Raw genomic sequence first — 26,488 nt, 5'->3', positions numbered from 1 at the left:
GAGGTCACACGCTCAGCACCGCCGAAGTGAGAAGCTGCGTATAGGCGTGGTGGGGATCGTCGAGGACCTGGTCGGTCAGGCCCTGCTCGACGACGCGGCCATCCTTCATGACCATCAAACGATCGGTCAGGAGACGCGCGACGGCGAGGTCGTGGGTGACGATGATCGCGGCGAGCCCAAGGTCGCGCACCAGCACGCGCAAGAGGTCGAGCAGGCGGGCCTGCACGGAAACATCGAGGCCGCCGGTCGGCTCGTCCATGAAGACGAGGCGGGGTTCCGAGACCAGCACGCGGGCGATCTGCAGGCGCTGCTGCATGCCGCCGGAAAACTGGCGCGGCCGGTCGTCGATGCGGGCACCGGCGATCTCGACGCGCTGCAGCCAGTCGAGCGCGCGCTCGCGGATTTCACCGTAGTGCCGGTCGCCGCGATCCATCAGCCGCTCGCCGACATTGCCGCCGGCGGTGACATCCATGCGCAACCCGTCGCGCGGGTTCTGGTGCACGATGCCCCAGGCGGTGCGCATCAGGCGGCGGCGCTCCTGCTCGGAGACCGAATAGATGTCGAGCGGCTCCGTGCCGCCCCGGAACAGCACCTCGCCCTCGTCGGGCTTGTCGATGCCGGCAAGGCAACGCAGCAGGGTCGACTTGCCCGAGCCGGATTCGCCGACGATGCCAAGGACTTCGCCCGGCCAGAGATCGAAGGAGACATCGGCACAGCCGATGCGCTCGCCATAGAAGCGGCTGACGCCGTCGACGGAAAGCAGGGGGGCGGGTTCGAGCGCGAGCTCGGCCGCTGCGACATGGAGCGTCATGGGGTGGTCTCCTCGACCAGGCCGCTTGCGGCCGCGTCGCCCAGCATCGTGCCGCGATGGCCTTCCGCCCGGCGGGTCTCGCAATAGTGGCTATCGGAGCAGACGAACATGCGCCCGCCCTGGTCGTCGATCACGACCTCGTCGAGATAGCTGTCGCCCGCTCCGCAGAGCCCGCAGGGCTGCGTCCAGCTCTGGATGCGGAAGGGATGATCCTCGAAATCGAGGCTCCTCACGCTGGTATGGGGCGGCAATGCGTAGATGCGCTTCTCGCGGCCGGCCCCGAAGAGTTGGAGAGCGGGCGACATGTGCATCTTCGGATTGTCGAATTTCGGAATGGGCGAAGGTGCCATCACATAGCGGCCGTTGACCATGACCGGGTAGTCATAGGTCTTGGTGATCTCGCCATAGCGGGCGATGTCCTCGTAGAGCTTGACCTGCATCAGCCCGTATTCGGCCCAGGCGTGCATCTTGCGGGTCTCGGCCTCGCGCGGTTCCAGACGGCGCAGCGGCTCGGGCGTGGGCACCTGATAGACCATGACCTGGCCGGGCTTCAGCGGCGCCTCCGGGATGCGGTGGCGGGTCTGGATGATCGTCGCCTCATCCGTCGGCTCGCATGTGCGGGCATCGGCCGTGCGCTCGAAGAACCTGCGGATCGAGACGGCATTGGTGGTGTCGTCGGCGCCCTGGTCGATCACCTTCAGCGTATCGGCCGGGCCGATGATCGCGGCGGTGATCTGGATGCCGCCGGTGCCCCAGCCACGGGCCAAGGGCATCTCGCGGGAGCCGAACGGCACCTGATAACCGGGCACCGCGACCGCCTTGAGCAGCGCGCGGCGGATCATTCGCTTGGTCTGCTCGTCGAGATAGGCGTAGTTGTAAGCCGGCTTCGTATTATCTGCCGGCATCTGATGGATGGTCATTCCGCAGCCTCCGGCATGGCGTTCTGCTCTTGAGCAAGCCGTTCCTCGCGCTCCTTGCGGATGCGGCGGATCAGTTCGAGCTCGCCCTGGAAATCGACATAGTGCGGCAGCTTGAGATGCTCGACGAAGCCGGCCGCCTCGACATTATCGGCGTGGTAGAGGACGAACTCGTCCTGCTGCGCCGGGTAGTTGGTCGCCTCGCCGAAATCGCGCGCCTTCAGTGCACGGTCCACCAGCGACATCGACATCGCCTTGCGCTCGCTATGGCCGAAGACGAGGCCGTAACCGCGAGTGAATTGCGGGGGGACGTCTTTCGAGCCCTGGAACTGGTTGACCATCTGGCATTCGGTCAGGGTGACGTCACCGAGATCGACTGCGAAGCCGAGCTCCTCCGGCACGAATTCGACCGAGACCTCGCCGACGCGGACCTCGCCGACGAAGGGATGCGTGCCGCCGAAGCCGCGCTGTACGGAATAGCCGAGGCCGAGCAGGAAGCCCTCGTCGCCGCGCGCCATCGATTGCAGGCGCACGTCGCGGTCGGCCGGGAAGGAGACGGGATCGCGCGTCAGGTCGAAGGGGCGCGGATCGCCTTCCGGTGGTTCTTCCGCTTCCATCAGGCCTTCGGCGCCGAGGATATCCGGCACGCGCGGCATAGCGGCGTCGAGGGGGGCGGGCGCCTTGCGGGGCTCAGCTTCCCCGCCTTCGTCCATCAGCGCGAAGTCGAAGAGACGGTGCGTGTAGTCGTAGGTCGGGCCGAGCACCTGCCCGCCGGGCAGGTCCTTGTAGGTCGCCGAGACGCGGCGGCGGATCGCCATCGCGGCGGTGTCCAGCGGCTCGGAGGAGCCGAAGCGCGGCAGCGTCGTGCGATAGGCGCGCATCAGGAAGGCGGCCTCGATCACGTCGCCCTGCGACTGCTTCAGCGCGAGCGCGGCGAGGTCCTGATCGTAGAGCGAGCCCTCGTTCATCACGCGGGCGCAGGCCAAAGCCTGCTGCTCGCGGATCTGGGCAACCGAGATTTCAGGCACGGCCGGATCGCCGCGACGCGCTTCGGCGACGAGATCATGCGTGGCGAGGATGGCGGCTTCGCCGCCTTTGACTGCGACATACATCAGCGAGCCTCCTCAATCTGGGTCGAGCGCGGCAGCCCGATCAGGCTCTCGCCATGGGTGAGCAGGACATCGACGCCGAGCGGGTAGAGCGCGCCGTTCTCGCGCAGTTCATCGGTGAAGCCGGGGCGCAGCCCCTGCGGCGCGATGTTGCGTGAGCCGAGGATGCCCGGGCCGGCAAGAGTGAGAGCGGGGCCGCCCTCCAGCGCCGCGACCTGCACGATCACTGTGGTCGAGCGATCCGGGAACTGATCCGTGCCGAGATTGAAGGCCGAGAGCCTGGGCTCGTCGGCTGCACCGTCGATGACAGCGAAAGCAGCCTCAGTGGGATCGTTGACGAGCGCAGCGGCGCAATGGAAGCGCAGCCAGGCGCCGGCCGGGCCATTGCGCAGACCTTCGGGCAGCCAGACCGGAGTTTCGTAATCGGCGAGCGTCAGCAGGGCGGTCGCCGTCGCGGTCGCCAGGCCTTCCGGCGGTGCGATCTCGCCGGCAACTTGCTGTAATGTTCCGGGTTCGGAGAGGGCGGCGAGCAGGGCGCGGAAGGCGGCCTGCGACTGGAAGACCGGATCGGAGAAGCCGGGAGCGATCATGGTTTCGGTCGGCATCACGAGCCCCTGACCAGCGTGAAGAAATCGACCTTGGTCGCCGCCGCCTTTCTCGAAGCGAGGTCGCGGGCTGCCGCCTGCTGTGCGGCGAGGGTCGCGATGCCCTGATGCAGGCCGCTGCCTTCGGCCTCGTCCTGGAGGCGGGCGTCGAGCAGGGCGGCGAGTCGCGCCTTGCGGCTGTCGCGGCCGAGCGCGTAGGAGAAGCCCATCCTCCCGTTGGAGAGGCGCACGACGCAGCGCGTTACGGTGGCCTCGCCAAGATTGAAGCGCCGGCCGGCGCCGCCGGCGCGGCCCTCGACCATCACGGTGCCGGTTTCCGGCGCCTTCAACAGATCATGGTCCGGCGGGTCGCCGAGCAGGGTTTCGATCTCGCTGCGGGAGGCGCGCGCCAGCGTCGCCATCCAGCTTTGCCTCGGGGTTTTCTGCGTCATCGGCGCGGGCTCGCTGGTCAGTTCCGAATGTCTAGACTATGCTAAGGAGGTTGATGGCAAAGGTCTATACTTTTCGGATGAAACTTTGATGACGGATGTGGCACTGGCGGAGCGCGACGGGGGCACGGCCTGGCGGCGCATCGCCGACGAACTGGCGGATGCGATTGGGCGCGGCGAGTACAAGCTCGGCGACACGCTGCCGGCCTCGGTCACGCTGGCGGAGCGTTACGGGGTGCATCGTCATACGGTGCGGCAGGCCTTCCGCCATCTTGCCGATCAGGGGCTGGTGACGGTCTCCCGCGGTCGCGGCACGCAGGTGACGGCGCCGCGCCTGCCCTATCCGATCGGCCGGCGCGTCAGCATGCGCAGCAATATGGGCAAGCTCGGCATCACCGGTACGAGCCGCATGCTCTCGGCCGAGGTGGTCGTCGGCGAGGCGGCTGCCTGCACGGCGCTCAAGCTCAAGACCGGGACGCCGCTCTGGTGCGTGCAGGGTGTCAGCATGGCGGATGGCGTGCCGATGGGGACGGGCATGCATTGGCTCTCGGTTGAGCGCTTCCCGGATTTCGATAGGGCCTATCGCGATGCGGCGGGCTCGATCACGGCGGCCTTCAAGATTTACGGCATCACGGATTATGTGCGCCTGTCGACGCGATTGACGGCACGGCTGGCCGATGAGCGCGAGGCGGAGCTGTTGGAGATCGCCCCCGAGGCTGCCGTGATGATCTCGACGGCGGTCGATGCGCTGCCGGACCTGACGCCGATCCATCTGGTCTCCAGCGTCTTCGCCGCCGAGCGCATGGAGATGGTGATCGAGCCGTTCGGGGATTGAGGGGTACCGTCATGCTCGGGCTTGACCCGAGCATCTCAGGACGGAAAGGCGCCCCCTCCTGCACGAGATTCTCGGGTCTTCGCTTCGCTGCGCCCGAGAATGACGGCTGGCCCCGCCTTCAGCTTGCCCGCTTGCCGATGATCGCGAAGCGCAGCTTCCCGGACAGGAAGTCGATGGCGGAGACCGCGGCGAGGACCAGCAGGATCAGGAAGGAGACCTGCTGCCATTCCAGCGTGCGGATCGTCTCGGCGAGATAGAGGCCGATGCCGCCGGCGCCGACGATGCCGATGATGGTCGAGGAGCGGGTGTTCGACTCGATGTAGTAGAGGACCTGGCTCGCGATCACCGGCAGCACCTGCGGCAAGAGGCCGAAGCGGATTTCGTGGGCCTTGCCGCCCCCGACCGAGGCGACGCCGTCGACCGCCCGGCGGTCGGCCGCCTCGATCGCTTCGGAATAGAGTTTGCCGAAGGCGCCGAGATCGCTGGTCATGATCGCTAGCATGCCGGCGAAGGGGCCGAGACCCACGACATTCACCCAGATCAGCGCCCAGATCAGGGCGTCGACGCCACGCACCGTGTCGAGCGAGCGGCGGGCCAGGAAATGCACGATCCGGTTGGCGACGACGTTGCGCGCGGCGATGAAGCCGAGCGGCAGCGCCAACATGGCGGCAAGCACGGTGCCAAGGAAGGCGATGGCGATGGTCTCGAACAGCGCCTTCACGAAGATGATCGCGCGGGCGAACGAGCCGGGATCGGGCGGCAGCATCAGCACGACGAAGGTGCCGAGATTGCCCAGGCCTCCGATGAGCTTCCAGAGCGAAGTCTCAAGCGTGGTCAGCCCGTAGAGGAAGAGGCCGGCGAGGACGGCGATGGTGCCGATCGTTGCGAGCTTGGTCTTGAGCGAGCCGCGGATCGCGGCCTCATGGCGGCGCAGGATGTCGGCGCGCTCGGCCGTCGAGAGGGCGAGGCTCATCGGCCGTGCTCCAGGCTGAGGAGGGCGTGGCGCAGCCGCTCGGTGCCATAGTCGATCAGCATCACCGCGACGATGATCAGCAGCAGGATGGCGCTGACATCGGTGAAGTAGAACTTGCGGATGGCTTCGATCAGGTCCTGGCCGATGCCGCCGGCGCCGACGAAGCCCATGATCGAGGCGCCGCGGACATTGATCTCGAAGCGCAGCAGCGCATAGCTCGCGAAATTGGAGAGCACCTGCGGCACCACCGCAAAGCGCACGACCTGCCACCAGCTGCCGCCCGCGGCGGTGATGCCGTCGACCGGTTTCAGGTCGATGTTCTCGACCACTTCGGAGAAGAGCTTGCCGAGTGCACCCATGGTGTGGATGGCGATGGCGAGCACGCCGGGCAGCGGGCCGAGGCCGAAGGCGATGACGAAGATCAGCGCGAAGACGATTTCCGGAACGGTGCGGCAGAATTCGAGATAGCGCCGCACGGCGAAGCGCAGCCAGGTGGCGCGGCCGAGATTGGCGGCGGCGGCGAAGCAGAACAGGAAGGCGCCGGCGACACCGAGGATCGTGCCGACATAGGCGATGAGCACGGTCTGCCAGAGCAGCTTCAGCCAGCCCTTCAGGCCCCAGTACCACTCGGAGAGGTCGGCACTCAGGCGGTTCAACCGAAGCGTCGGCAGCGTCTCGTAGATGTATTTCGGAAAGCGGCCGATATTCTCGAAGAACCTGGCGAGATCGACCTCGGCGCCGCGCGCCGAGAGCAGCACGCAGGCGATGAAGACGGCGATGCCGATCAGGGCCTGCCGGCGCTTGGCCGAGGCGGCCTGCCGATAGGCCTCGGCATGGGCCCGGATAGCCGGGTCGTTGCGGTCGATCGCGAGGGTCATGAAATCTTGCGTCCGTTGCCGGAGAGGGCGCTAGGCAGCGCCGCTGCCGTCATGCTCGCCCCTGTGGCGAGCATCCACGTCTTGAGCGCTGCGGAAGGCAGGGAAGACGTGGATGGTCGGGACAAGCCCGACCATGACGGCGAGAGCAGGCGTGCTGCTTACGACGACTTCTTCTTGCGGAGGTCGTCGACGAACTTGTTCAGCTCGATGATCGGGTCATAGGCCTCGTTGCCGACGGCGACGAGCGGGCCCTGCTTGCCTTCATAGATCTTGTCGAAGGCGGCCTTGTCCTTGGTGGCGAGGTTCAGCACCGCGTCGCGGATCTTGGCCTTGAGCTCTTCCGGCAGGTCGGTGAGATAGGCCATCGGCGAGTTCACGATCTGCTCGGACTTGTAGATGATCCGGAAATCGTCGGCCTTGGCCATGTTCTTGCGGGCCATGCGCTGCAGGTTGGATTCCTGCTCGTCGTTCCACCAGTTGGCGGCGATGTCGACGGTGCCCTGCTGGAGCGCGATGATCGCGTTCTCATGGCTGCCGGTATAGACGACCTTCGAGAAGAAGGTTTCCGGTTCGATCTTCATGCCGTTGAGCACGAAGCGCGGCACGTTGTTGCCGGAGGTCGAGTTCGGGTCGACGAGGCCGAGATTCTTGCCCTTGAGGTCCTCGACCTTCTGATAGGGCGAGTCCTTCTTCACGTAGAAGACCGAGTGGTAGCCCTTGGTGCCGTCGAGATTGGTCTCGATGGCGAAGGCGTCGGTCCTGGCGCCGGTCATGCGGGCGCGGGCGAAGGAGGCCGGGCCGTAGGAGGCGATGTGGATGTTGCCGGCGCGCTGACCTTCGATGATCGCGGCGTAGTCGTTGGCGATGCGCAAGGTGACCTTGGTGCCGAGCTCCTTGGCGAGATACTGCACGAAGGGGGTGTAGCGCTCGGTAACGCCGGAGGCGTTCTCGGAGGGGATGATCGCGAAGACGAGCTCGGGATACTTCGCCTTCCAATCCTGTGCGAAAGCAAGATCGCTAAAGGACTGGCTGGCGGCGAGCGCGAGGCCGGCGGCGGCGAGCTTGAGGGTATGACGACGGGTCAGCATCGATGTGCTCCTGCGTTGTAGGTCGGATGGTCTTCTCGCGGCGACGGCCTTCAGGCCGGTCCGGCGATCTCTGGAAATCAGGCGATCTTCTGGCGGACGCGCTTCGCCTCGGAGGCGGCGATGGCATCGAGCGCATCCAGCGCCTCGGCGCCGGCATCCTTGGCCTCGATGCCGTAGAGCTCGGCGGCGACCTCGCGGGTCAGCGCCTGCGGCACGTCGTCGAACACGACCTTGCCGGCGGACATGCCGATCAGGCGGTCACAGTATTTCGCGGCGATGTCGAGGTCGTGCAGGTTGCACATCACGGTGATGCCGTCCTCGCGATTGATGCGGAACAGCGCGTCCATGACGACCTGGGTGTTGCGCGGGTCGAGCGAGGCGATCGGCTCGTCGGCCAGGATGATGCGCGGCTCCTGGACGAGCGCGCGGGCGATGGCGACGCGCTGCTGCTGGCCGCCCGAAAGCGTCTCGGCGCGCTGCGCCAGCAAATGACCCATATCGAGACGCTCGAGTGCCGCGATGGCGCGGATCTTGTCGTCCTCGGAGAAGCTCTTGACCAGCGTCAGAGCCGCGGAGCGGTGGTTCAGCCGGCCGAGCAGGACATTGGTCAGCACGTCCAGGCGGCCGACGAGGTTGAACTGCTGGAAGATCATCGCCGTGTCGCGGCGCCAGCGCCGCAGCGAGGCGCCCTTCAGGCCGGTAACGTCCTGCTCTTCGCAGACGATCTTGCCGGAGGTCGGCTCGGTCAGGCGGTTCAGCATGCGCAGCAATGTCGACTTGCCGGCGCCGGAGGGGCCGATCACGCCGACCATCTCCCCCTTTGGGACGGTCAGGGTCACGGTGTCGACCGCATTCCTGTCGCCAAAGCGCTTGGTCAGGCCTTCGATGCGCAGCATGGAAAGGTTCTCGGGCACGATACGGGCATGAGCGCATTCCCGTCCGGCCGGGGCCGGAGGGTCAGGCGTCTCGATTGCTGCGAGCCCTATCGGCTGCGAATGACAGGCACATGACGGCCTGGGAAGGCCCCGAAAGGAGCATTTTGCCACCTCAGGAGCCGGTCAACGTTTCGTGAGGTCTCCAGAATGCGCTTGGACGATTCCCGGCTTACCGGCAGGATAGAAGCGGATGTCTGTGTGCGGCGGAGATGCCCGTGACGGTGGGCCTCTTATCGGCAAGCATCTTGCATTGATGCTGCGAGGCCGGATCGATGCGGCATCGGCGCAAAAGCCTATGTTTTTGCGCCGCTGTGGCGCGCCGGCATCTTAGCAACGCCTTTCGTTCCATTTAAGACCAATGGGCGGCAACGGAGCCTCCAGCCTGATGAAGCGGTTCGTCCTTCTTGTTCTCGTCGCTGCCGTTGCGGGCGGTGGATACTATGCTTACCGCAACCAGCGCGCCGGCACGCAGCAGGCCCAGGCCAGTGCGGTCTCGGGGCCGCGTGCCGTGCCGGTCGAAGTGGCCAATATCGAGGTCATGACCGTCAGCGAGGAGGTCGAGGCGCTCGGTACGCTTGCCGCCGACGAATCCGTGGTGATCGCGCCCGAGATCGCCGGCCGCGTCATCGCGCTCGGCTTCAAGGAAGGGGAGCGCGTCAAGGCAGGCCAGGACCTCGTCAAGCTCGACACCGCGATCCTCGATGCCGAACTCAAGCAGGCGCAAGCCGATCTGAGCCTCGCTCGGGATACCCATGAGCGGCTGCGGGCGCTGGTGCAGCGCGGCTCGGGCACGCAGGTCGCGCTCGACGAAGCCGGCGCGAAGCTCGCCTCGAGCGAGGCACGCATCCAGCTCGCCAAGGCCAAGCTGGCGCAGTCGACCATCGTGGCGCCGTTCAGCGGCGTCGTCGGCCTGCGCTCGGTCGGGGTCGGCGATTACGTCTCTGTCGGCAAGCCCTTGATCACGCTGACCAGCATCGACCCGATCAAGATCGATTTCCGCGTGCCCGAGATCTATCTCAGCCGCCTGAAGGTGGGCCTGCCCGTGCAGATGGGCGTCGATGCGGTTCCGGACCGGAAATTCCAGGGGCAGATCTACGCGATCGACCCGGTGGTCGACGTCAACGGCCGGGCGATCCGCCTGCGCGCCAACATCCCGAATGCGGACCTCGCGCTGAAGCCTGGCCTCTTCGCCCGCCTCGCCATCACCGTCGACCAGCGCCAGAACGCGATCGTCGTGCCGGAGATGGCGGTCGTGCCGGATGCCGTCGGCAAGATCGTCTACGTCGTCGACAAGGGCAAGGCGAAGCGCGTCGCCGTCGAATTGGGCAAGCGCCTGCCGGGCAAGGTGGAGATCGTCAACGGGCTGACGCCCGGCATGCAGATCATCACCGCCGGCCAGATGCGGCTGCGCGACGGTGCCGCCATCGCGATCAAGGACAAGGTTGTCCAGACGAGCCAGCTCTAGAGCATTTCCGCGCTTCCCGCGAAATGCTCCATCTCTTTGTTTTGTCGCATATTCGTTGACGCGGACCTTCGTTTCTTCACGCAAACTGGCCTCCGCCTCACCCGGAAATGCTCTAGGACCGACGCATGAGCCTCTTCGAACTCTTCGTCCGCCGGCCCGTTCTCTCGACGGTGCTGAGCCTGTTGGTGATCCTGATCGGCATCGTGTCCTACGGCCGGCTGACGATCCGCGAATACCCGAATATCGACGAGCCTGTCGTCTCGGTTCGCACCGATTATCGTGGCGCCTCGGCCGAGATCATCGAGACCCAGGTCACGCAGATCCTGGAGAATTCGATCGCGGGCATCGAAGGCATCGAGATCATCTCCTCGACCAGCCGCCAGGAGCGCAGCTTCATCCAGGTGCGCTTCCGGCCGGATGTCGATCCCGACGTCGCGGCGTCCGACGTGCGCGACCGCGTCAGCCGCGTGCGCAGCCGCATCCCGGACGAGATCGACGAGCCTGTCATCGCCAAGGTCGAGGCCGATGCGCAGCCGATCCTTTATCTCTCGCTGACCAGCTCGCGGCACGGGCCGCTCGAACTCACCGATTTCGCCGACCGTTTCATCTCGGACCGCGTCCAGAACGTGACCGGCGTGGCGGAGGTGCGCATTCTCGGCCAGCGCCAATATGCGATGCGCATCTGGCTCGACCGCGCCCGCATGTCGGCCTACGACATCTCCGTCCAGCAGATCGAGGCGGCCGTCCGGGCGCAGAACATCGAGATTCCCTCGGGGCGGATCGAGAGCAGCGACCGCGAATTCACGGTGCTCTCGCAGACCAGCATGACCACGCCGGCGGAATTCCGCGAGATCGTGGTCAAGGATGCCAATGGTTTCTCCGTCAAGCTGAAGGATGTCGCCAAGGTCGAGCTGGGCGCGCGCGAGGAGCGCAACGCCGCCTGGTTCAAGGGCACGCCGTCGGTGACGATTGGTATCGTCAAGCAGGCGACGGCCAACCCGCTCGACGTCTCGGCCGGCATCGAGGAGGCGCTGCCGGGCATCATCGAGGACCTGCCGCAGGGCATGTCGATCGGCAAGTCCTACGACACCTCGGTCTTCATCGACCGCTCGATCAAGGCGGTCTACCAGACGATCGTCGAGGCGATCGTGCTGGTGGTTCTGATCATCTTCATCTTCCTGCGCTCGGTCCGCGCGACCCTGATCCCGCTGGTGACGATCCCGGTCTCGCTGATCGGTTCCTTCGCGCTGATGTATGCGCTCGGCTTCACCGTGAACACGCTGACGCTGCTCTCGATGGTGCTTGCCATCGGCCTCGTCGTCGACGACGCCATCGTGGTGCTGGAGAATGTGCACCGCCATATCGAGGACGGCATGAAGCCGACCCCGGCGGCGATCCGCGGCATCAACGAGATCGCCTTCGCCGTGGTGGCGATGACGCTGACGCTGGTCGCGGTCTATGCGCCGATGGCCTTCTCGACAGGGCGCACCGGCAAGCTCTTCATCGAGTTCGCGCTGACGCTGGCTGGCGCGGTGCTGGTCTCCGGCTTCGTCGCGCTGACGCTGACGCCGATGATGTGCGCCAAGCTGCTGCGCCACCACGAGAACCACAACTGGCTCTACAACCTGCTGGAACGCGGCTTCGAGGGGCTGTCGCGCGGCTACAAGGCCTCGCTGCGTGCGGCCCTGTCGGTGCGCCCGCTCGTCGTGCTGCTGGCGGTCGGCGTCGCCGGCGGCGGCTATTTCTTCTTCACGCATCTGCGCTCTGAACTGGCGCCGGTCGAGGATCGCGGCACGATCACCGCCGTCGGCGTGGCGCCGGAGGGCGCGACGCTGTCCTTCACCGCAGATTACGCCCGGCAGGTCGAGGATTACTTCAAGAACATCCAGGAGGTCGAAACCTATCTCGTCATCGTCGGCTTCCCCGACGTGACGCGCGCGATCGGCTTCGCCCGCCTCAAGCCCTGGGAGCAGCGCGAGCGCAAGCAGCAGGACCTCGTCGCCGAGATCAACAAGGGGCTGTCGCAGATCCCGGGCATCCGCCTGTTCGCCACCAATCCGGCCTCGCTCGGGCAGGGCAACGCCAACAGCAAGCCGGTCGAGTTCGTGCTGCGCTCGTCGGAGCCCTATACGCAGATCAAGTCCTATGTCGACCAGCTGATGGCCGAGGTCGGCGATTCGCCGGTTCTGACCAATCTCGATACCAACCTCATCCTCGACAAGCCGCAGATCAAGGTCACGATCGACCGGCAGCGCGCCGCCGATCTCGGTGTCGGTGTCGACATCATCGGGCGCACCATGGAGACGCTGCTGGGCGGCCGGCAGGTGACGCGCTTCAACATGAACAGCAAGCAGTACGATGTCGTGCTGCAGGTCGAGGGCGCCGAGCGCAACACGCCGCAGGCGTTGCAGTCGATCTACCTGCTGGGCCGCGGCGGCGCAGTGGTGCAGCTGTCGAGCCTGGTCAAGATCGAGGAGAACGTCGCGCCGAAGGAACTCGTCCGTTTCAACCAGCTGCGCTCGGCGACGGTCACCGCGATCCCGGCACCGGGATATTCGCTCGGCGATGCGCTCAAGGTGCTGGAGGACGGCGCGGCGCGCGTTCTGCCGTCCTCGGTGCAGGTCGATTATTCCGGCCAGAGCCGTGAATTCAAGCAGTCGGGCGCCAGCATCTTCATCGTCTTCCTGCTGGCGCTGGGCTTCATCTATCTGGTGCTGGCGGCGCAGTTCGAGAGCTTTGTCGACCCGATCGTGATCATGGTCTCGGTGCCGCTCTCGCTCACCGGCGCGCTTGCGGCGCTCTACTACACCGGCGGGACGATGAACGTGTACAGCCAGATCGGCCTGATCACGCTGGTCGGCCTGATCACCAAGCACGGCATCCTGATCCTGGAATTCACCAATCAGCTCCGGGAAGAGGGCAAGGAGATGATCGACGCCCTCGTCGAGGCGGCGGAACTGCGCCTGCGGCCGATCCTGATGACCACGGGCGCGATGGTGCTCGGCGCCGTGCCGCTTGCCATCGCCCATGGCGCCGGTGCGGAAAGCCGCTCGCAGATCGGCTGGGTCATCGTCGGCGGCATGACCTTCGGCACGTTGCTGACGCTCTTCGTGGTGCCGGTCGCCTATAGCTACCTCGCCCGCAAGGTGCATGGCTCGCGCCACGCCCCGCATGAGGAGGGGCATGGAGCGCATCCGGCGCCGGCGGAGTAAGGATTACCCGCTGTCATCCCGCGCGAGCCGTGCGGGATGACGCCGCGGGAAGTGCTACTGCAGCCTCACCGAGACGCTCTCGCTCGCTCCGGTCGCATCGATCACCGAAATCCGCATGAAGCCCTTGCCCGGCGGCTGCCATTGCGTCTCGCGGCGGCGCTGCGGCTCGGTCACCGGCGTGCCGTCGACCAGCCAGGTATAGGGCGGCGAGCCGCCGGCGGCCTTGAGGTTGAGCCGGCCATTGCCGTCGAGCGCGGCGGCGGAGAGATCGATGCGGGCGCCGTCCGGCGGGAAGGCGAGCTTCAGCGTTGGCGTCATCATCGCGGTCACGGTCTTGGGCACGTCCTGCCGGAGGTGCCGGAGCGGCGGCGGCAGATGGCTCGTGCTGGCGACGATCGCGTCAGCCGGCTGCGGGAAGGGGCGCGGGTCGATGCCGAGCCGGGCGAAGGCGTCGAACAGGATCGGTGCCGCCACTGCCCGCCCGACGAGGCCGGGCACGGCGCCGTTATCGGCACGGCCGACCCAGACGCCGATCGTATGCTTGCGGTCGAAGCCGACGGCCCAGGCGTCGCGATAGCCATAGGAGGTGCCGGTCTTGTAGGCGATGCGGCCGGGCACGGCATTGAGCGGCGGCGGCGCCCCTAGCAAGGTATCGGCGACATACCAGGCGGCGACGGGTTCGACGAGGCGCGGGGCCGGGCCTGACGGCGTCGCCTCCTGCCGGAACCGCAGCGGCAGCATCTCGCCGCCGCGGGCCAGCCCGACATAGGCGCGGGTCAGATCCTGAAGCGTTATGCCGACGCCACCGAGGCCGACCGCAAGGCCGGGCGCGGCGCTATCCCTGGGCATGGCGATACTGATGCCGGCATCGCGGAGGCGCGACAGGAAGCGCTGGGGGCCGACTGCCGAGAGCAGCTCGACCGCAGGCACGTTGAGCGAGAACTGCAGGGCCTTGCGGGCGCTGACCATGCCCTGGAAGGTCATGTCGAAATTCTCGGGGATATAGATGCCGTAGCGGGCCGGCCGGTCCTCCAGCATCGTCTCGGGATGAGCGATGCCGCTGTCGAAGGCGAGCGCATAGATAAAGGGCTTCAGCGCCGAACCGGGCGAGCGCAGCGCCCGCGTCAGGTCGAGCGAGCCGGCGCGCTCCGCCGCGAAATAATCGACGCCGCCGACCGAGGCGCGGATCTCGCCGGTCTCGTTGTCGACGGCGAGGATCGCAATCGACACCTGGGGATTGAGGCCCAGGCTGCGCTCGCGGGCGAGCCCTTCGAGCGCGGTCTGCAAGCGCGCATCGAGCGAGAGCTTCTGGACGCGCTCAGCCGGCGCTTCCGCCACCGCCTGCTCGGCGACATGGGGGCTCAGGTTCGGGAAGGGGCGCCGTGCGGTCGGGATCGGCTCGTTGCGGGCGGCGGCGACCTCGTCTGATGTGGCCAGGCCCGCCTGCTCGACCCGTTCCAGCACGCGTTCGCGCGCCTTGCGGGCGGCCTCGACGAAGCGGTCCGGCCGGCGCGTCTCGGGGGATTGGGGGAGGGCGACGAGCAGGGCGGCCTCGGCGGTTGAGAGCCGCTTCGGCTCCTTGCCGAAATAGGCGAAGCTCGCGGCGCGCACGCCTTCGAGATTGCCGCCGAAGGGGGCGAGCGTCAGGTAGAGATCGAGAATGCGGGCCTTGTCGAAGCGCCGTTCCAGTTCGATCGCGCGCACGGCCTGCCGGAGCTTGGCGGCGAGCGTGCGCTCCTTGCGCGGCTCAAGCAGGCGGGCGACCTGCATGGTCAGCGTCGAGCCGCCGGAGACGACGCGGCCGTTCATCAGCATCTGGCCGGCGGCGCGGAGCATGCTCAACGGGTCGATGCCGCGATGATCGTCGAAGCGCTTGTCCTCGAAGGCCTTGAGCATGGCGAGATAGCGCGGATCGACATCGTCGCCGGTGACGGGGAGTTTCCAGCGGCCGTCGGCGGTAAGGAAGGGACGCAGCAGCCTGCCCTCGCGATCGAGCACCACGGTCGAGCGATCGGCCGCGGCGGAAAGATCGAGCGGGGGGAGGGAGCGGGCGTTGAGGATGAGAGCTGCGGTTGCGGCGATGGCCGAGATCGCCAGAACTCCGGCCGCGATCTTCAGCTTGCGAAAACGGCCAGGGCGCGCCGTCATGCTCGGGCTTGACCCGAGCATCTCCTGATCGAGATTCTCGGGTCTGCGCTGCGCTTCGCCCGAGAATGACGGCCCTGTTTGCCCGTTTTCGCCCATCTTACCGTGCCGAAGTGATCTCCACCGCGCCGAAGCCGGTGCGGCCGAAGCGGTCGGGCCGGTACATGTCCTCGATCACGGCGGCAGGCGAGACGTAGCGCCCGGGCGAGACCGCCCGGGCGATATAGGCGACGGTGTAGGAGAGCTTGTCGTTCTTCGAGCCCGAGCGCTCGAAGGCAGCGACATAGCGGTCGTCGCGCGACTCGGTATGAACCGGCGAAACCTCCTGCTTCAACCAATCGAGGCCTGCGACCGAGGCGCCCTCCGTCAGGTTGGCGTTCTCGATCTCAAGCCCGGCCGGGACCGGGTCGACCAGCAGCAGCCGGCCATAGCGCGGTGTGGCCTCCGTCACCGTCAGCGCCACGACATAGCGCTCGTTCTGGCGCAGGCGCGCCGGATCGGCCTTCTCGCCCTTCATCGTGTAGATCACGCGCTCCAGGCCGAAGCCCTGGTTCAGGGCCGGCTCCGGTGCGGTCGGGATGCCCGCTACGGTGATGACCGCCTGGGCATTGCCGGCGCCGGGATTGGCGATGGTCAGCGACTTTGCCTCCAGCGCCTCGGCCGAGAGCGTGCGGTAGAGCGCTCCTTTGCGCGCCGTGCCGTCGACGGTCAGCGTCATGCCCTCGGCATCCTTGGCCATGGCCTGCGCCGCCAGCACCATCCACATCTGCTCCTGCGTCGAGGTGTAGCTGTAGCGGGCGTTGTTGCGGGTGGCGTCGAGGATCGAGACGGCGCGGCTGATGTCGGCGCGTTCGCCATTGGCCTCCGCGATCAGGGCGAGCACGCCGGCGCCATCACGCAGGCGCGAGCCGTAATCCGGCCGCGAGAGGCCGTCATCGCTCGCCTGTTGGAGCAGGCCGAGCGCACTGCCGAAGGCGGCACGGCCGCGGCCGCGATCGCCCAGCGCCGAGAGCGCGGCGCCGATCTGGGCGCGGGCGAGCGGCGTCGCGAAATCGCCGAGCTTGTTGTCGGCGAGGTAGCGCAGGTCGCCCATCACCGGCCGGCCGTTGCGGGCGAGCACATAGAGCGCATAGGCGATGCCGGCCGCCTCCTCCTTGTTGATCTCGCCGGTGTTGACGACCTGGTTGCGCAGGCGGTCGAGCGCGAGGTTGAAGGCGATCTGCGGCACCGCGAACTGCTTCTCGCGGGCCCGCGTCAGGAAGTCCGCGACGAAGGCGTCGAGCCAGAGATCCTCGCCGCCGACGCCCCAGAGGCCGAAGGAGCCGTTGCCGCCCTGCCGGGCCAGCACGCGCTCGATCGCGTTGACGACGCGCTCGTCGGCCTTGTCGTCCAAAGCGAGCTGTTCCATCGAAGCGAGCTGGTTGACCGCCAGCAGCGGCAAGGCGCGCGAGACAGTCTGCTCGGTGCAGCCATAGGGGTAACGATCGAGCGCCTTGAGCAGGGCAGGCACATCGAGCGAGCCGAAGGGCGAGACCGTCACAGAGACCTGCCCGGAATTCGGCACGAGATCGGCCAGCAGGTCGGAGGAGACGGTGATCGCCCCGCCATTGCCGGGAATGGCGCGGACGATGCGGCGCGCGATCGTCGCGGCCGAGGGCTGCACGCGCACGGCGAGGTTCTGCACCGTACTGAGCCCGTTCGGGCCGGAGACGCGGACATCGAACTCGGCGCGGCCGAGGCCGGCAGCGGTGACGGGGATCGTCATCTGCGTCTTGGCACCGGCGCCGAGCTGCATCGTGCGGCGGGTGGCGTCGGCGGCGACCAGCACGGGGCCCTTGACGTCGAGATCGACGGTATAGGCGCCGGCCGGCCCCTCGACATTGTCGACCTGAAGGTGGAAGCGCGACTGGTCGCCGATGGCGAGGAAGCGCGGCAGCGTCGCCTGGGCGACGATCTGGTCGCGCACGATCACGTCGGCGCTGGCCTGGCCGGTGCGCCCGGCCGACCAGGCGACACCCATGACGCGCACCGAGCCGTTGAAAGCCGGCATGTCGAAATCGATCTTCGCCGTGCCGTCTGGCCCGACCTTGACCACGCCGGAATAGCGGGCGAGCGGCTCCTGCGTCGGCTTCTCGCCGTCCATCTGGGGCGCGGCGTCGCCGCCGGTGCGGATCGCGCCGCGGGTGCCCTGCATGCCGTCGATCAGCAGCCCGTAGAGGTCGCGCAATTCGTGCCCGAGCTGGCGCTGGCCGAAGAAGAACCGGCTCGGGTCCGGGCTCTCGTAGCGGGTGAGGTTGAGGATGCCGATATCGACGGCGGCGAGCGTGACATAGGCCTCCTCGCCGGCCTGCATGCCGGTGACCTTGACCGGCAGCGACAGCGTCGTGAGCGGACGCACCAGCTTCGGCGCGCCGAGATCGAGCGCAAGCGTGCGCGTCTCCTTGCCGATCTGGAACCAGGACAGGCCAATGGCGCGGCCGGGCAGGCGCTTGGCGGTGGCGTCCATCGGGCGATGGGCGAGCACGACGAGGTAGGCGCTGGCGCCCCATTCGGCCTTCACCGGAATGCTGGCCGAGGTGCCGCCCTCGGTGATGTCGATGGTGCGGATATCCGCGACCTTGTCGGTGACGACGGCGAGCGTCGCCTTGCCGGCGAAGCGCGGCGAGAGGCGGACCTGCAGGCTCTCGCCATCGGCGTAAGATGCCTTGTCCAAGGCGACATCGAGCACATCCGGCGTATCGGCGGTCTTGTCGCTCTCGTAGCCGACGCTGAAGGAGACCGAGGTCTCGGCCGCCTCAACGCCGTCCGAGGTCACGTCGAGCCTGTAATTGCCCCATTCGACGGGCGCGGCGATCTTGGCCCCAGTGACTTCCGCCACCGCGATCTCGCCATCGGCGACGCGGCGGGTGGTCTTCACGCCCTCGTAGTTCCAGCGGCCGTCCTGGAAGAACCACTGATAGTTGCGGCGCACCTTGGACAGTACCCATTTCACGCCGGGCCGGGCGAGGCGCTTGCCGTCGCCGGTCGCCATGATGACTTCGAAGGTCGCGGTCTGGCCGCTGCCGAGATCGCCGTCCTTGAACAGCTTCTTCACGCCGATGGCCGCGCCCTTGGGCACGATCGGCAGGGTGAGCGAGCGGGCGATGGCGCGCCCGCCGGGCTCGCCGACGCGCACGGTCATCTCGACCTCGAGCGGGCGGTTGGTGTCGGGCTGCTGGACCGGGTTGGAGATCACCGCCTTGCCGGCAGCGTCGGTCGTGGCGCTCTCCTCGAACTCGCTCTGGACCGGCTCGAATTCCTCGTCGGTGAGGCCGACCTGATAGTCCTTGAAGCCGGGAATGGCGCTGGCCTCGGCGGCGCGGATCGTCATCGCGCCGGTGACGTCGAGCTCGGAGCCCGGAGCGCCGTAGAGATAGCGGGCGGTGACATCGAGCTCTGCCGGCTCGCCGGCCTGAAGCAGCGGTGTCTTCGGTGCAAGTGTCAGCTCCAGCCGTTCGGGCACGTAGTCCTCGACGAGGAAGGAGGTCTCGCCGATCGCCTGGCCCTTCGGGTCGGAATAGGCGAGGACGCGCCAGGTGCCGGTCGCGGCGCCCGAGACGAGCTGGATCGAGTGGGCCCGCCCGCCCGCGCCCTGGTCCTCGACCTGGCGGCGGCGATATTCAACGCCGTCCGGGCGCTTGACGACGATGGTCAGGGGCAGGCCGGTGACCGCGGCGCCCTTGGCGTCACGCAGCAGCGAGGTCAGGTAGACCGTCTCGCCGGAGCGATAGACGCCGCGTTCGGTGTAGAGGAAGGCGTCGAGCCCGGTGGGCGCGACGCGGCCCTTCACGCCGCGATCGGAGAGGTCGAAGGCGGTCTGCTTGAGATCGAGGAAACCGTAATCCTCGGCGAGCGAGGCGGTGACGAGGCCGGGCGCATTGCCGCCCTGGCCCTTGCCCAATCCAGCATCGAAGCGGGCATAGCCGTTGCCGTCGGTCTTCGCTGTGCCGAGCACCTCGTTGTTGCGGGCGATCAGGTTCAAGGTCGCATTGGCGATCGGCTTGGCATCGGCCAGCGAGCGGGCGAGCACATGCACGCCGTCGGGGCCGGTGAAGGAGGTCAGGCCGAGATCGGAGACGACGAACCACTGCGTCGCCCGCGTCGAGCCGTCGTCGTAGTCGCCGTCATCGCCGGAGGACTGCGTCTGGGAGGGGCCGCCCGAGGGCTTGGCGAACATCACATAGACGCCGGGCTTGAGGCTGCCGACCGCTTCCGTCACCGGGAAGGCGGTGATCACGTCCTGATTGAGCTCGGACTTCACATCCATCGTGCCGGTCCAGACGCTCTGGCCCTTGTCGCTGGAAATCTGCCTGGCGGAATAGGAGCCGAGCTGGCCGAGAAAGTCCTCGGAATGGACCGAATTGATCAGGTTGCGGTCGCCGATCCGCATGACCTCGAGGTCGAGCTTGCCTGAGTTGACCGAGACGACCGGAATGCCCTGCTGGCCGGTGCGCGGCAGCACGTAATTCTTGCCGGTGAAGCGCACGGAGGGCGTGCGGTCGCGGACATAGATCTCGTAATCGGCCGATTTCAGCAGGGTCTCGTCGGGGAGGGCGGAGGGCACGCCCTGGCGGATGACGACGGCATAGCGCTCGCCATGCCTGAGGCCGTCGACGCAGATCTGGCGGCCCTCGGCGCTGACGGCGAAATCGCCCTTGCCGCCCGAAATCGCGACATAGGGCGCGAAATCGACGCGGCCGCGCGCCAAAGCTTCCGAGAATTCGAAACAGGCGCGCGGGCTCGCGGCATCGGAATCGGTCTTGTTGGAAATCAGGCGGAAGCCGCGCTTTTCGCGCAGGCTCTCATAGGAACTCTGCAGCGCGGCATTGGCGGCGAGGTCGAGGCTGAGCCGATAGGCCGTCAGCGCCGGGCGCCACAACTGGTTCTTCTCGAACGTGCCGGCGAGCACGCCGAGCGAAGCCGCCTCGTCATTGCGGGTGGTCGAGCGCTGATAGGCGAGATAGGCGGACGCGATGGCGCGCTCACGCAGTTCCCAGCGCTCGCGATAATCGCGCGGCTCGATGGCGTTGGCGGCGCGCGCCATCAGGCGCCAGCCGGCGGCATTGGCGGAATCGGCAACGATCGCGGCATTCGCCTGGGGCAGGGCGGCGCGGGCATCGCCGCGGCCGAGCGCGATCTCGCCGGCGCGGATAGCGTCCGCGGCGGAGCGATTGCCGGTCGCGACCTCGCGCTTCAATCGTTCTTCCAGGCGCTGCCCGTCGGCCAGCAGGTCGTTGCGGACATAGGCCTTCTGGGCGAAGGCGGGAACCGCAGCCAAGGTGAGCGAGAGGGCGAGCGCGAGACGGGAAAAAAGGGTCATCGTCGGTCCTCTTCGTCGATCGGCCCGGCCAGGATCGCCGGAAATGGCTTCAGGCCGATGACGGTGTGACGGGGCCGGCAGGCTACCACCGTGCCGCGCGCGTTCAAGTCATGCGAATGCAGGTCGTGTGGAGGCGGGCGCTGCCGCTACGGGAATCGCTTCGCCATGGTTGCGGCGCGGCGCGTTCTGACGCTCAATGCAGCCGCTTCGCCCGCCCTTGAGGACGAGACCCATGCCGCCCGCCCCTTTCCTCCACCCGCGAATCACATTGGCCCGCAGCGCCGCTCTGGCGCTGGCGCTGCTGTCGGCGCCGCTTGCCCATGCGCAGGCTCCCGCTCCGTCGCCTCAAATGGCGGCGGCGCAGGCAGGCTTCGAGGCGCTGCCCGAAGCGGAGCGCAAGGCGATCCAGAACGACCTGATCTGGGCCGGCCAGTTCAACGGTGCCGTCTCCGGCTCCTATGGCCCGCTGACCTTTCGCGCGATCAATGCCTTCAAGGGGCGGCGCGGCCCGGCCGACGGGCTGCTGGCGCCGGCCGAGCGGGCGGCGCTCGCCAAGGCGGCGCAGACGGCGCGCGATGCGGCCGGCTTCAAGGTGCTCGCCGACGACAAGACCGGCGTGCAGATCGGCATACCCCAGAAGCTGCTGCCGAAGCGGGACGTGACGCCCTCGGGCGGCAGCCGCTGGCAGAGCACCGACGAGAAGGTCACGCTCGACACCTCCGCCTCGCCACCGGGCGAGGATCTCGCGGCGCTGTTCGAGAAGGCGATCGCGGTCAATCCGAACAGCCCGCGCAAGATCACCTACAAGCTGCTGCGGCCGGATTTCTTCGTCGTCACCGGCGAGACCTCCGGCGGGCGGTTCTATCGCCGGCTCTCGGCCGGGCCACAGGGCCTGCGCGGCTTCTCGATCGGCTATGACAAGGCGCTGGCGCCGACCGTCGACAAGCTGGTCATCGCGATCGCCGCGAGCTTCGAGCCCTTCCCGACCGGGGCGGTTCCAGCCCAGCCCTCGGCCGTCGCCGGTACGACTGCCAACCCGTCCTCGGGATTGTCGTCGTTGTTCGCACCGGCGACCCGCAGCAACGAGCGCTATGGCGTCGCGCTCGCGCTCAACGAGCGGATGGCGCTGAGCGCGGCGGCGGCGGTCGATGGCTGCCGAACCTTACGTATCGGCACCCGCAACGCGAAGCTGCGGATCAAGGACGATGCCAGCGGGCTTGTGCTGCTCGATCTGGAAGGCGCTGGTGCGACGAAGCCGCCGGGCCTGCGCAGCGAGGCGGTGGGTGCCTCCGAGGCGCTGGTGCTGGTCGCCTTCGGCAGCGATGCCGGCAAGCGCGCCGCCGTCGCATTGCCCGGACAGAGCGCGCAGGCCGGTGGCAAGCCGATGCTCAAGGCGCCGCTCCAGCCCGGACAGGCGGGCGCGCCGGCCTTCGACCGGCAGGGGCGGCTGGTCGGGATCGTCACCGACAATCCCTCCGACAAGATCCTGATCGCCGGCGTCGCGCCGCAGCGCAGCTACGGGTTCGCCGACGGGGCAGCGATCCAGGCGATGCTCGGCAAGGCCAGCGTGTCGTTGCCAGCGGCGGCGGCCGGTGCGGAACTCAGCACGGGGGCGGTGGTCGAGCGGGTTTCCGGCGCGGTCCAGCCCATCACCTGCGGACTGTAGCCTCGGCCAAAATGAAAGGTTGTCACTGGCCACGCGATCGGCTCAGATGACGCCCGTCAGATCAAGGGAGCCCCGTCGCGGACGAGGAGCGCCCAGGCACTAAATCGATTTAGCGGAGGAGACTGGGGAATGACCGATTTCATCGACAGACGAACTGTGCTCAAGGGCGCGGCCGCGGCCGGCGCGGCGAGCCTGATTGCAGCGCCGGCCATCGCGCAGGCGAATTATCCCTCGCGGCCGATCACCATGGTCTGCCCGTGGGGCGCCGGCGGCGGCACGGACGCCACCGCGCGCATCGTCGCGCAGCTCCTGGAAAAGGACCTCGGCCAGCCGGTCAACGTCGTCAACCGCACGGGCGGTTCCGGCGTGGTCGGCCATTCGGCCATCGCGACGGCGGCGCCCGACGGCTACAATATCGGCATGCTGACGGTCGAGATCGCCATGATGCACCATCAGGGCCTGACCGAGCTGAAATCAACGAGCTACACCGCGCTCGGGCTGATGAACGAGGACCCGCCGGGCGTGCAGGTCTCGACCTCCGGCCCCTACAAGGACATCAAGGGTCTGGCAGACGCGATCAAGGCGGCGCCTCCCGGCAAGCTCAAGGCGTCGGGCACCGGACAGGGTGGTATCTGGCATCTCGCCCTGATCGGCTGGCTCGTCGCCATGGGCCTGAAGCCGGATCATGTCGCCTGGGTGCCGTCGAACGGCGCTGCGCCCGGCATGCAGGACCTGGCGGCCGGCGGCATCGACATCGTCACCTGCTCGGTGCCGGAAGCCCGCGCGATGATCGACGCCGGCAAGGCGAAGTCGCTGGCGATCATGGCAAGCGAACGCAACCCGCAGTTCAAGGACGTGCCGACGCTGAACGAGACGCTCGGCATCAACTACTCTATCGGTGCCTGGCGCGGCATCGGCGCGCCGAAGGGCCTGCCGCCCGAGATCGCGGCGAAGCTCACGGCGGCGCTGAAGAAGGCCTTCGATTCGAAGGATTACAAGGACTTCATGAACGCCCGCGGCTTCGGCATGAAGTTCGCGGACGGGCCGGGATTTGCCTCGTTCATGGCCGCAAGCGACGCCTCCATGGCCTCCGCCATGAAGGCGGCAGGCCTCGCCAAGGGCTGAGCGGCACGGAACTCGTAACGCCGGGAGCAAAAGCTCCCGGCGTTTTCGTCTCATCACTTTCGATCGTTCGAGGAGGTTGCCCCTTGCAACTATCCGACCGTATTTCCGGCTCCGCCATCGCTGCGCTGGGGGCCGTCGCGTTCTTCTACGGCTCGAAACTGCCGCCCGTTCCCGGCCAGCAGGTCGGCCCCTCGGCCTTTCCGATGGTGGTCGGCGCCGGCCTCGCCCTCTGCGGCGGGCTGATCGTCTTCGGGATCGGCCGCCATTTCGAGGAGGTCGCCGAGGCCGATGTCGTGAGCCATGCGACGCCGGAGGAACTCGCGCCGGTGCCGGCCTGGCGCAACTGGCTGGCATTGCTGCCGCCCGCATTGCTCGCCTTCTACGCGCTGGTCTCGGAAACGCTCGGCTTCCTGCCGACGACGATGATCATGGTGCTCCTCGCCAGCCTCGCCTTCGGCGCCAGGCCGAAGCTCGCGGTGCCGCTGGCGATCATCGCGCCCTTCATGATCAACCTGATCTTCCTGAAGCTGCTGCGCGTGCCGCTGCCCGGCGGCATCCTGCCCTTCCCCTGGTGAGCGAGGTCTGACGATGGACACCGTCATCAAGGCCTTCGGGCTGGTCTTCCAATTCGACGTGATGATCGCGATCGTTGCGTCCGCCTTCTACGGGCTGACGGTCGGCGCGCTGCCCGGCCTCTCGGCGACGATGGCGACGGCGCTGCTCGTGCCCGTCACCTTCTATCTGTCACCGATCGCGGCGATCGCCACCATCATCACCGCCTCGGCGATGGCGATCTTCTCCGGCGACATTCCGGGCTGCCTGCTGCGCATTCCTGGCACCCCGGCCTCGGCCGCCTATACCGACGAGGCCTATGCGATGACGCGCAAGGGCCAGGCGGAGACGGCGCTCGGCATCTGCCTGTGGTTCTCGGCGCTGGGCGGTATCGCCGGCACGCTCTCGCTGATGCTGATCGCGCCGCTGCTGGCCGAGATGGCCTTGTCCTTCTCGACCTACGAGAACTTCTGGCTCGCCATGCTCGGCCTGATGTGTTCGACGCTGGTCGCCCGCTCCTCGCCGATCAAGGCGATCGCGGCGATGCTGCTCGGCCTGCTGATCACCTGCATCGGCATCGACAATCCCGGCGGCGTGCCGCGCTTCACCTTCGGCTCGACCGATCTGCTGGGGGGCATCGAGGTCATCCCGGCGCTGGTCGGCGTCTTCGCGCTGGCCGAGGTGATGCGTTCGCTGACCGAGCGCGACCCGCCGAAGATCGAGAACCGCAAGCTCGGCTCGATCCTGAAAGGACAATGGAAGCTCACCAAGGAATATCCGAAGCAGCAGACGCGCGGGAACATCGTCGGCATCATCATCGGCGTGCTGCCTGGTGCCGGCGCCGACATGGCGGCCTGGGTCAGCTATGCCATGGCCAAGCGCTTCTCGAAGACCCCGGAGAAATTCGGCACAGGCCATCCCGAAGGGCTGATCGAGGCCGGCGCCTCCAATAACGCCTCGCTTGCCTCGGGCTGGGTGCCGGCGCTGCTCTTCGGCATTCCCGGCGACACGATCACCGCGATCGCCATCGGCGTGCTCTACATGAAGGGGCTGAACCCCGGGCCATCGCTGTTCACCACGCAGGCCGAGAGCATGTACGCGCTCTACATCATCTTCATCCTCGGCAATATCATCATGATCCCCTTCGGCATCATCATGATCCGGCTGGCGAGCAAGGTGGTTGGGGCGCCGCGTTCGGCGGTGATGCCGGTGATCATGATCTTCTGCGCGGTCGGCGCCTTCGCGACGGCGGGCAACAATCTGTTCGCGGTCTGGTGCGTCGCCTTCTTCGGCATATTCGGCTTCGTGATGGAGAAGAACGGCTATCCCGTCGCGGCGATGGTGCTCGGCATCGTCATGGGCACGATGGTGGAGCAGAACTTCGTGACCTCGCTGATCAAGTCGGACGGCTCCGTGCTGCCCTTCTTCGACCGGCCGGTCTCCTCGGTGCTGGCAGCGATGACCTTCGCCGCGCTGCTCTGGCCGGTCTTCTCCTGGACGCGCGACTGGCTGAAGAGCCGGCGCCGGGTGGTGGCGGCCTGAGGGCCGCCACGCCTCACTTCTTCAGGAAGGCCATGAAGGCGGCCATGGCCTCCGGCGATTTCAGGCGCTCGCCGAAATGGCGGGCCTCGGTGGCGATGGTCTCGGCGACGGCCTGGGCCGAACCGCGCTTCAACAGCATCTTGGTCAGGGCCAGCGATTCCGGCGGCAGCGCCGCCAACGCCTTGGCCTTGGCGAGGCCTGCCTCCAGCGCCGTGCCGTCCTCGGTGACGGTATTGACGAGGCCGGCCGCGGCCGCGGTCTCGGCATTGAAGGCTTCGCCCAGCATCAGCAGTTCGGCCGCTTTCTTCGAGCCCGCGACCAGCGGCAACAGGTAGCTCGACCCGCCTTCGGGGCAGAGGCCCAGCGTCACGAAAGGTAGCCGGAAGGTCGCCGAGCGCCCCGCAAAGGCGAGGTCGCAATGCAGCAGCAGCGTCGTGCCGATGCCGACGGCGAAGCCCTCGACTGCCGCGACGATCGGCTTCTTCGCCGTCGAGATCGCCTCGAGGAAGTCGATCGCGACGCGCGGGCCTTCGCCGGCGGCCGCCGCCATGGCGAAATCCTTGATGTCGTTGCCGCTGGTGAAGGTGCCGCCGGCACCTGTCAGCAGGACCGCACGGATTGCGGCATCGGCTTCGGCGGCGGCGATCGCTGCGATCAAGCCGGCATAGCTCGCGCGGTCGAGCGCGTTCTTGCGGTCCGGCCGGTTCATCGTGACCTGCAGCACGCCGGCCGCGACGGTTTCGCTCAGCACTTCGCTCATCGGTCCGCTCCTCTTCTCCTGCCCGGATGACATGGGCTTTCGCCAGGGGTCAAGCGAGGCTGGATGCGCCTTTCGTCGTCGTC

19 protein-coding genes are annotated in these 26,488 nt (G+C 67.4%); 7 read left to right on the top strand and 12 right to left on the bottom strand.

What is annotated here, in order from left to right:
- Positions 1-4: 4 nt before the first annotated feature.
- The 5 genes from phnK to phnG are packed head-to-tail and all read right to left on the bottom strand — an operon-like array spanning position 5 to position 3,873.
- Positions 5-811 carry a phosphonate C-P lyase system protein PhnK gene (gene phnK / locus FHT98_RS09260; RefSeq protein ID WP_113584529.1) on the bottom strand — a complete coding sequence of 269 codons (807 nt, stop codon included), beginning with the start codon at positions 809-811 and terminating at the stop codon, positions 5-7.
- Positions 808-1,731, bottom strand: a complete 924-nt coding sequence (locus FHT98_RS09255) for an alpha-D-ribose 1-methylphosphonate 5-phosphate C-P-lyase PhnJ (protein WP_282568646.1) — start codon at positions 1,729-1,731, stop codon at positions 808-810. Before FHT98_RS09255 ends, phnK begins: the two co-directional genes overlap by 4 nt.
- A complete protein-coding gene (locus FHT98_RS09250) occupies positions 1,728-2,840 on the bottom strand; it encodes a carbon-phosphorus lyase complex subunit (RefSeq protein WP_142113837.1) in 1,113 nt (370 codons plus the stop codon). The genes FHT98_RS09255 and FHT98_RS09250 overlap by 4 nt, the downstream gene beginning before the upstream one ends.
- Positions 2,840-3,442 carry a phosphonate C-P lyase system protein PhnH gene (gene phnH, locus FHT98_RS09245; RefSeq protein ID WP_142113836.1) on the bottom strand — a complete coding sequence of 201 codons (603 nt, stop codon included), beginning with the start codon at positions 3,440-3,442 and terminating at the stop codon, positions 2,840-2,842. Before phnH ends, FHT98_RS09250 begins: the two co-directional genes overlap by 1 nt.
- Positions 3,442-3,873 (bottom strand): phosphonate C-P lyase system protein PhnG, encoded by a 432-nt coding sequence (phnG, locus tag FHT98_RS09240; RefSeq protein WP_142113835.1) that lies wholly within the window; start codon positions 3,871-3,873, stop codon positions 3,442-3,444. Before phnG ends, phnH begins: the two co-directional genes overlap by 1 nt.
- An 88-nt stretch (positions 3,874-3,961) precedes the next feature.
- On the opposite strand from phnG, the gene phnF reads away from it, so the two are divergent.
- A complete protein-coding gene (gene phnF, locus FHT98_RS09235; RefSeq protein WP_091860084.1) occupies positions 3,962-4,705 on the top strand; it encodes a phosphonate metabolism transcriptional regulator PhnF in 744 nt (247 codons plus the stop codon).
- 118 nt (positions 4,706-4,823) lie between these two features.
- Here the strand turns inward: phnF and phnE (FHT98_RS09230) are convergent, their stop codons facing one another.
- The 4 genes from phnE (FHT98_RS09230) to phnC all read right to left on the bottom strand — a co-directional run bounded on the left by phnE (FHT98_RS09230) (position 4,824) and on the right by phnC (position 8,540).
- The gene (gene phnE, locus FHT98_RS09230) at positions 4,824-5,678 is read right to left on the bottom strand and encodes a phosphonate ABC transporter, permease protein PhnE (protein ID WP_142113834.1); all 855 of its coding nucleotides are present in this window, start codon (positions 5,676-5,678) and stop codon (positions 4,824-4,826) included.
- Positions 5,675-6,556 carry a phosphonate ABC transporter, permease protein PhnE gene (gene phnE, locus FHT98_RS09225; protein WP_142113833.1) on the bottom strand — a complete coding sequence of 294 codons (882 nt, stop codon included), beginning with the start codon at positions 6,554-6,556 and terminating at the stop codon, positions 5,675-5,677. The genes phnE (FHT98_RS09230) and phnE (FHT98_RS09225) overlap by 4 nt, the downstream gene beginning before the upstream one ends.
- A gap of 158 nt (positions 6,557-6,714) precedes the next feature.
- Positions 6,715-7,644 carry a phosphonate ABC transporter substrate-binding protein gene (gene phnD, locus FHT98_RS09220; RefSeq protein ID WP_142113832.1) on the bottom strand — a complete coding sequence of 310 codons (930 nt, stop codon included), beginning with the start codon at positions 7,642-7,644 and terminating at the stop codon, positions 6,715-6,717.
- 77 nt (positions 7,645-7,721) lie between these two features.
- Positions 7,722-8,540, bottom strand: a complete 819-nt coding sequence (gene phnC, locus FHT98_RS09215) for a phosphonate ABC transporter ATP-binding protein (protein WP_061971361.1) — start codon at positions 8,538-8,540, stop codon at positions 7,722-7,724.
- Between the two features lie 424 nt (positions 8,541-8,964).
- Between phnC and FHT98_RS09210 the strand changes: the two genes are divergently transcribed.
- Together FHT98_RS09210 and FHT98_RS09205 are read left to right on the top strand one after the other, a co-directional pair.
- Complete coding sequence (locus FHT98_RS09210; RefSeq protein ID WP_170843473.1) at positions 8,965-10,044, top strand: efflux RND transporter periplasmic adaptor subunit; 1,080 nt, start codon at positions 8,965-8,967, stop codon at positions 10,042-10,044.
- A 125-nt stretch (positions 10,045-10,169) separates the two neighbouring features.
- Positions 10,170-13,256: an efflux RND transporter permease subunit gene (locus FHT98_RS09205; protein WP_061971364.1), complete on the top strand. Its 3,087-nt coding sequence runs from the start codon at positions 10,170-10,172 to the stop codon at positions 13,254-13,256.
- Positions 13,257-13,310: 54 nt separating this feature from the next.
- On the opposite strand, the gene pbpC is transcribed toward FHT98_RS09205, so the two are convergent.
- Together pbpC and FHT98_RS09195 are read right to left on the bottom strand one after the other, a co-directional pair.
- Positions 13,311-15,404 (bottom strand): penicillin-binding protein 1C, encoded by a 2,094-nt coding sequence (gene pbpC, locus FHT98_RS09200; protein WP_248309185.1) that lies wholly within the window; start codon positions 15,402-15,404, stop codon positions 13,311-13,313.
- Between the two features lie 97 nt (positions 15,405-15,501).
- Positions 15,502-20,760 (bottom strand): alpha-2-macroglobulin family protein, encoded by a 5,259-nt coding sequence (locus FHT98_RS09195; RefSeq protein WP_142113830.1) that lies wholly within the window; start codon positions 20,758-20,760, stop codon positions 15,502-15,504.
- Positions 20,761-20,992: 232 nt separating this feature from the next.
- Between FHT98_RS09195 and FHT98_RS09190 the strand changes: the two genes are divergently transcribed.
- The 4 genes from FHT98_RS09190 (at position 20,993) to FHT98_RS09175 (ending at position 25,645) form a co-directional block, all read left to right on the top strand.
- Complete coding sequence (locus FHT98_RS09190) at positions 20,993-22,426, top strand: serine protease family protein (protein WP_142113829.1); 1,434 nt, start codon at positions 20,993-20,995, stop codon at positions 22,424-22,426.
- 129 nt (positions 22,427-22,555) lie between these two features.
- Positions 22,556-23,551, top strand: a complete 996-nt coding sequence (locus FHT98_RS09185) for a tripartite tricarboxylate transporter substrate binding protein (RefSeq protein WP_142113828.1) — start codon at positions 22,556-22,558, stop codon at positions 23,549-23,551.
- A gap of 83 nt (positions 23,552-23,634) precedes the next feature.
- On the top strand, positions 23,635-24,126 hold the full coding sequence (locus FHT98_RS09180) for a tripartite tricarboxylate transporter TctB family protein (RefSeq protein ID WP_061971371.1): 492 nt from the start codon (positions 23,635-23,637) through the stop codon (positions 24,124-24,126).
- A gap of 13 nt (positions 24,127-24,139) precedes the next feature.
- Complete coding sequence (locus FHT98_RS09175) at positions 24,140-25,645, top strand: tripartite tricarboxylate transporter permease (RefSeq protein WP_142113827.1); 1,506 nt, start codon at positions 24,140-24,142, stop codon at positions 25,643-25,645.
- 13 nt (positions 25,646-25,658) lie between these two features.
- Here FHT98_RS09175 and FHT98_RS09170 read toward each other — a convergent pair whose 3' ends face one another.
- Positions 25,659-26,405, bottom strand: a complete 747-nt coding sequence (locus tag FHT98_RS09170) for an enoyl-CoA hydratase-related protein (protein WP_142113826.1) — start codon at positions 26,403-26,405, stop codon at positions 25,659-25,661.
- Between the last annotated feature and the right edge of the window lie 83 nt (positions 26,406-26,488).

This window comes from Allobosea sp. AK1 (genome assembly GCF_006714945.1).
Classification (GTDB): domain Bacteria; phylum Pseudomonadota; class Alphaproteobacteria; order Rhizobiales; family Beijerinckiaceae; genus Allobosea; species Allobosea robiniae.
The sequence above is the reverse complement of the archived record's forward strand: the minus strand, read 5'-3'. Positions and strand labels throughout refer to the sequence as shown.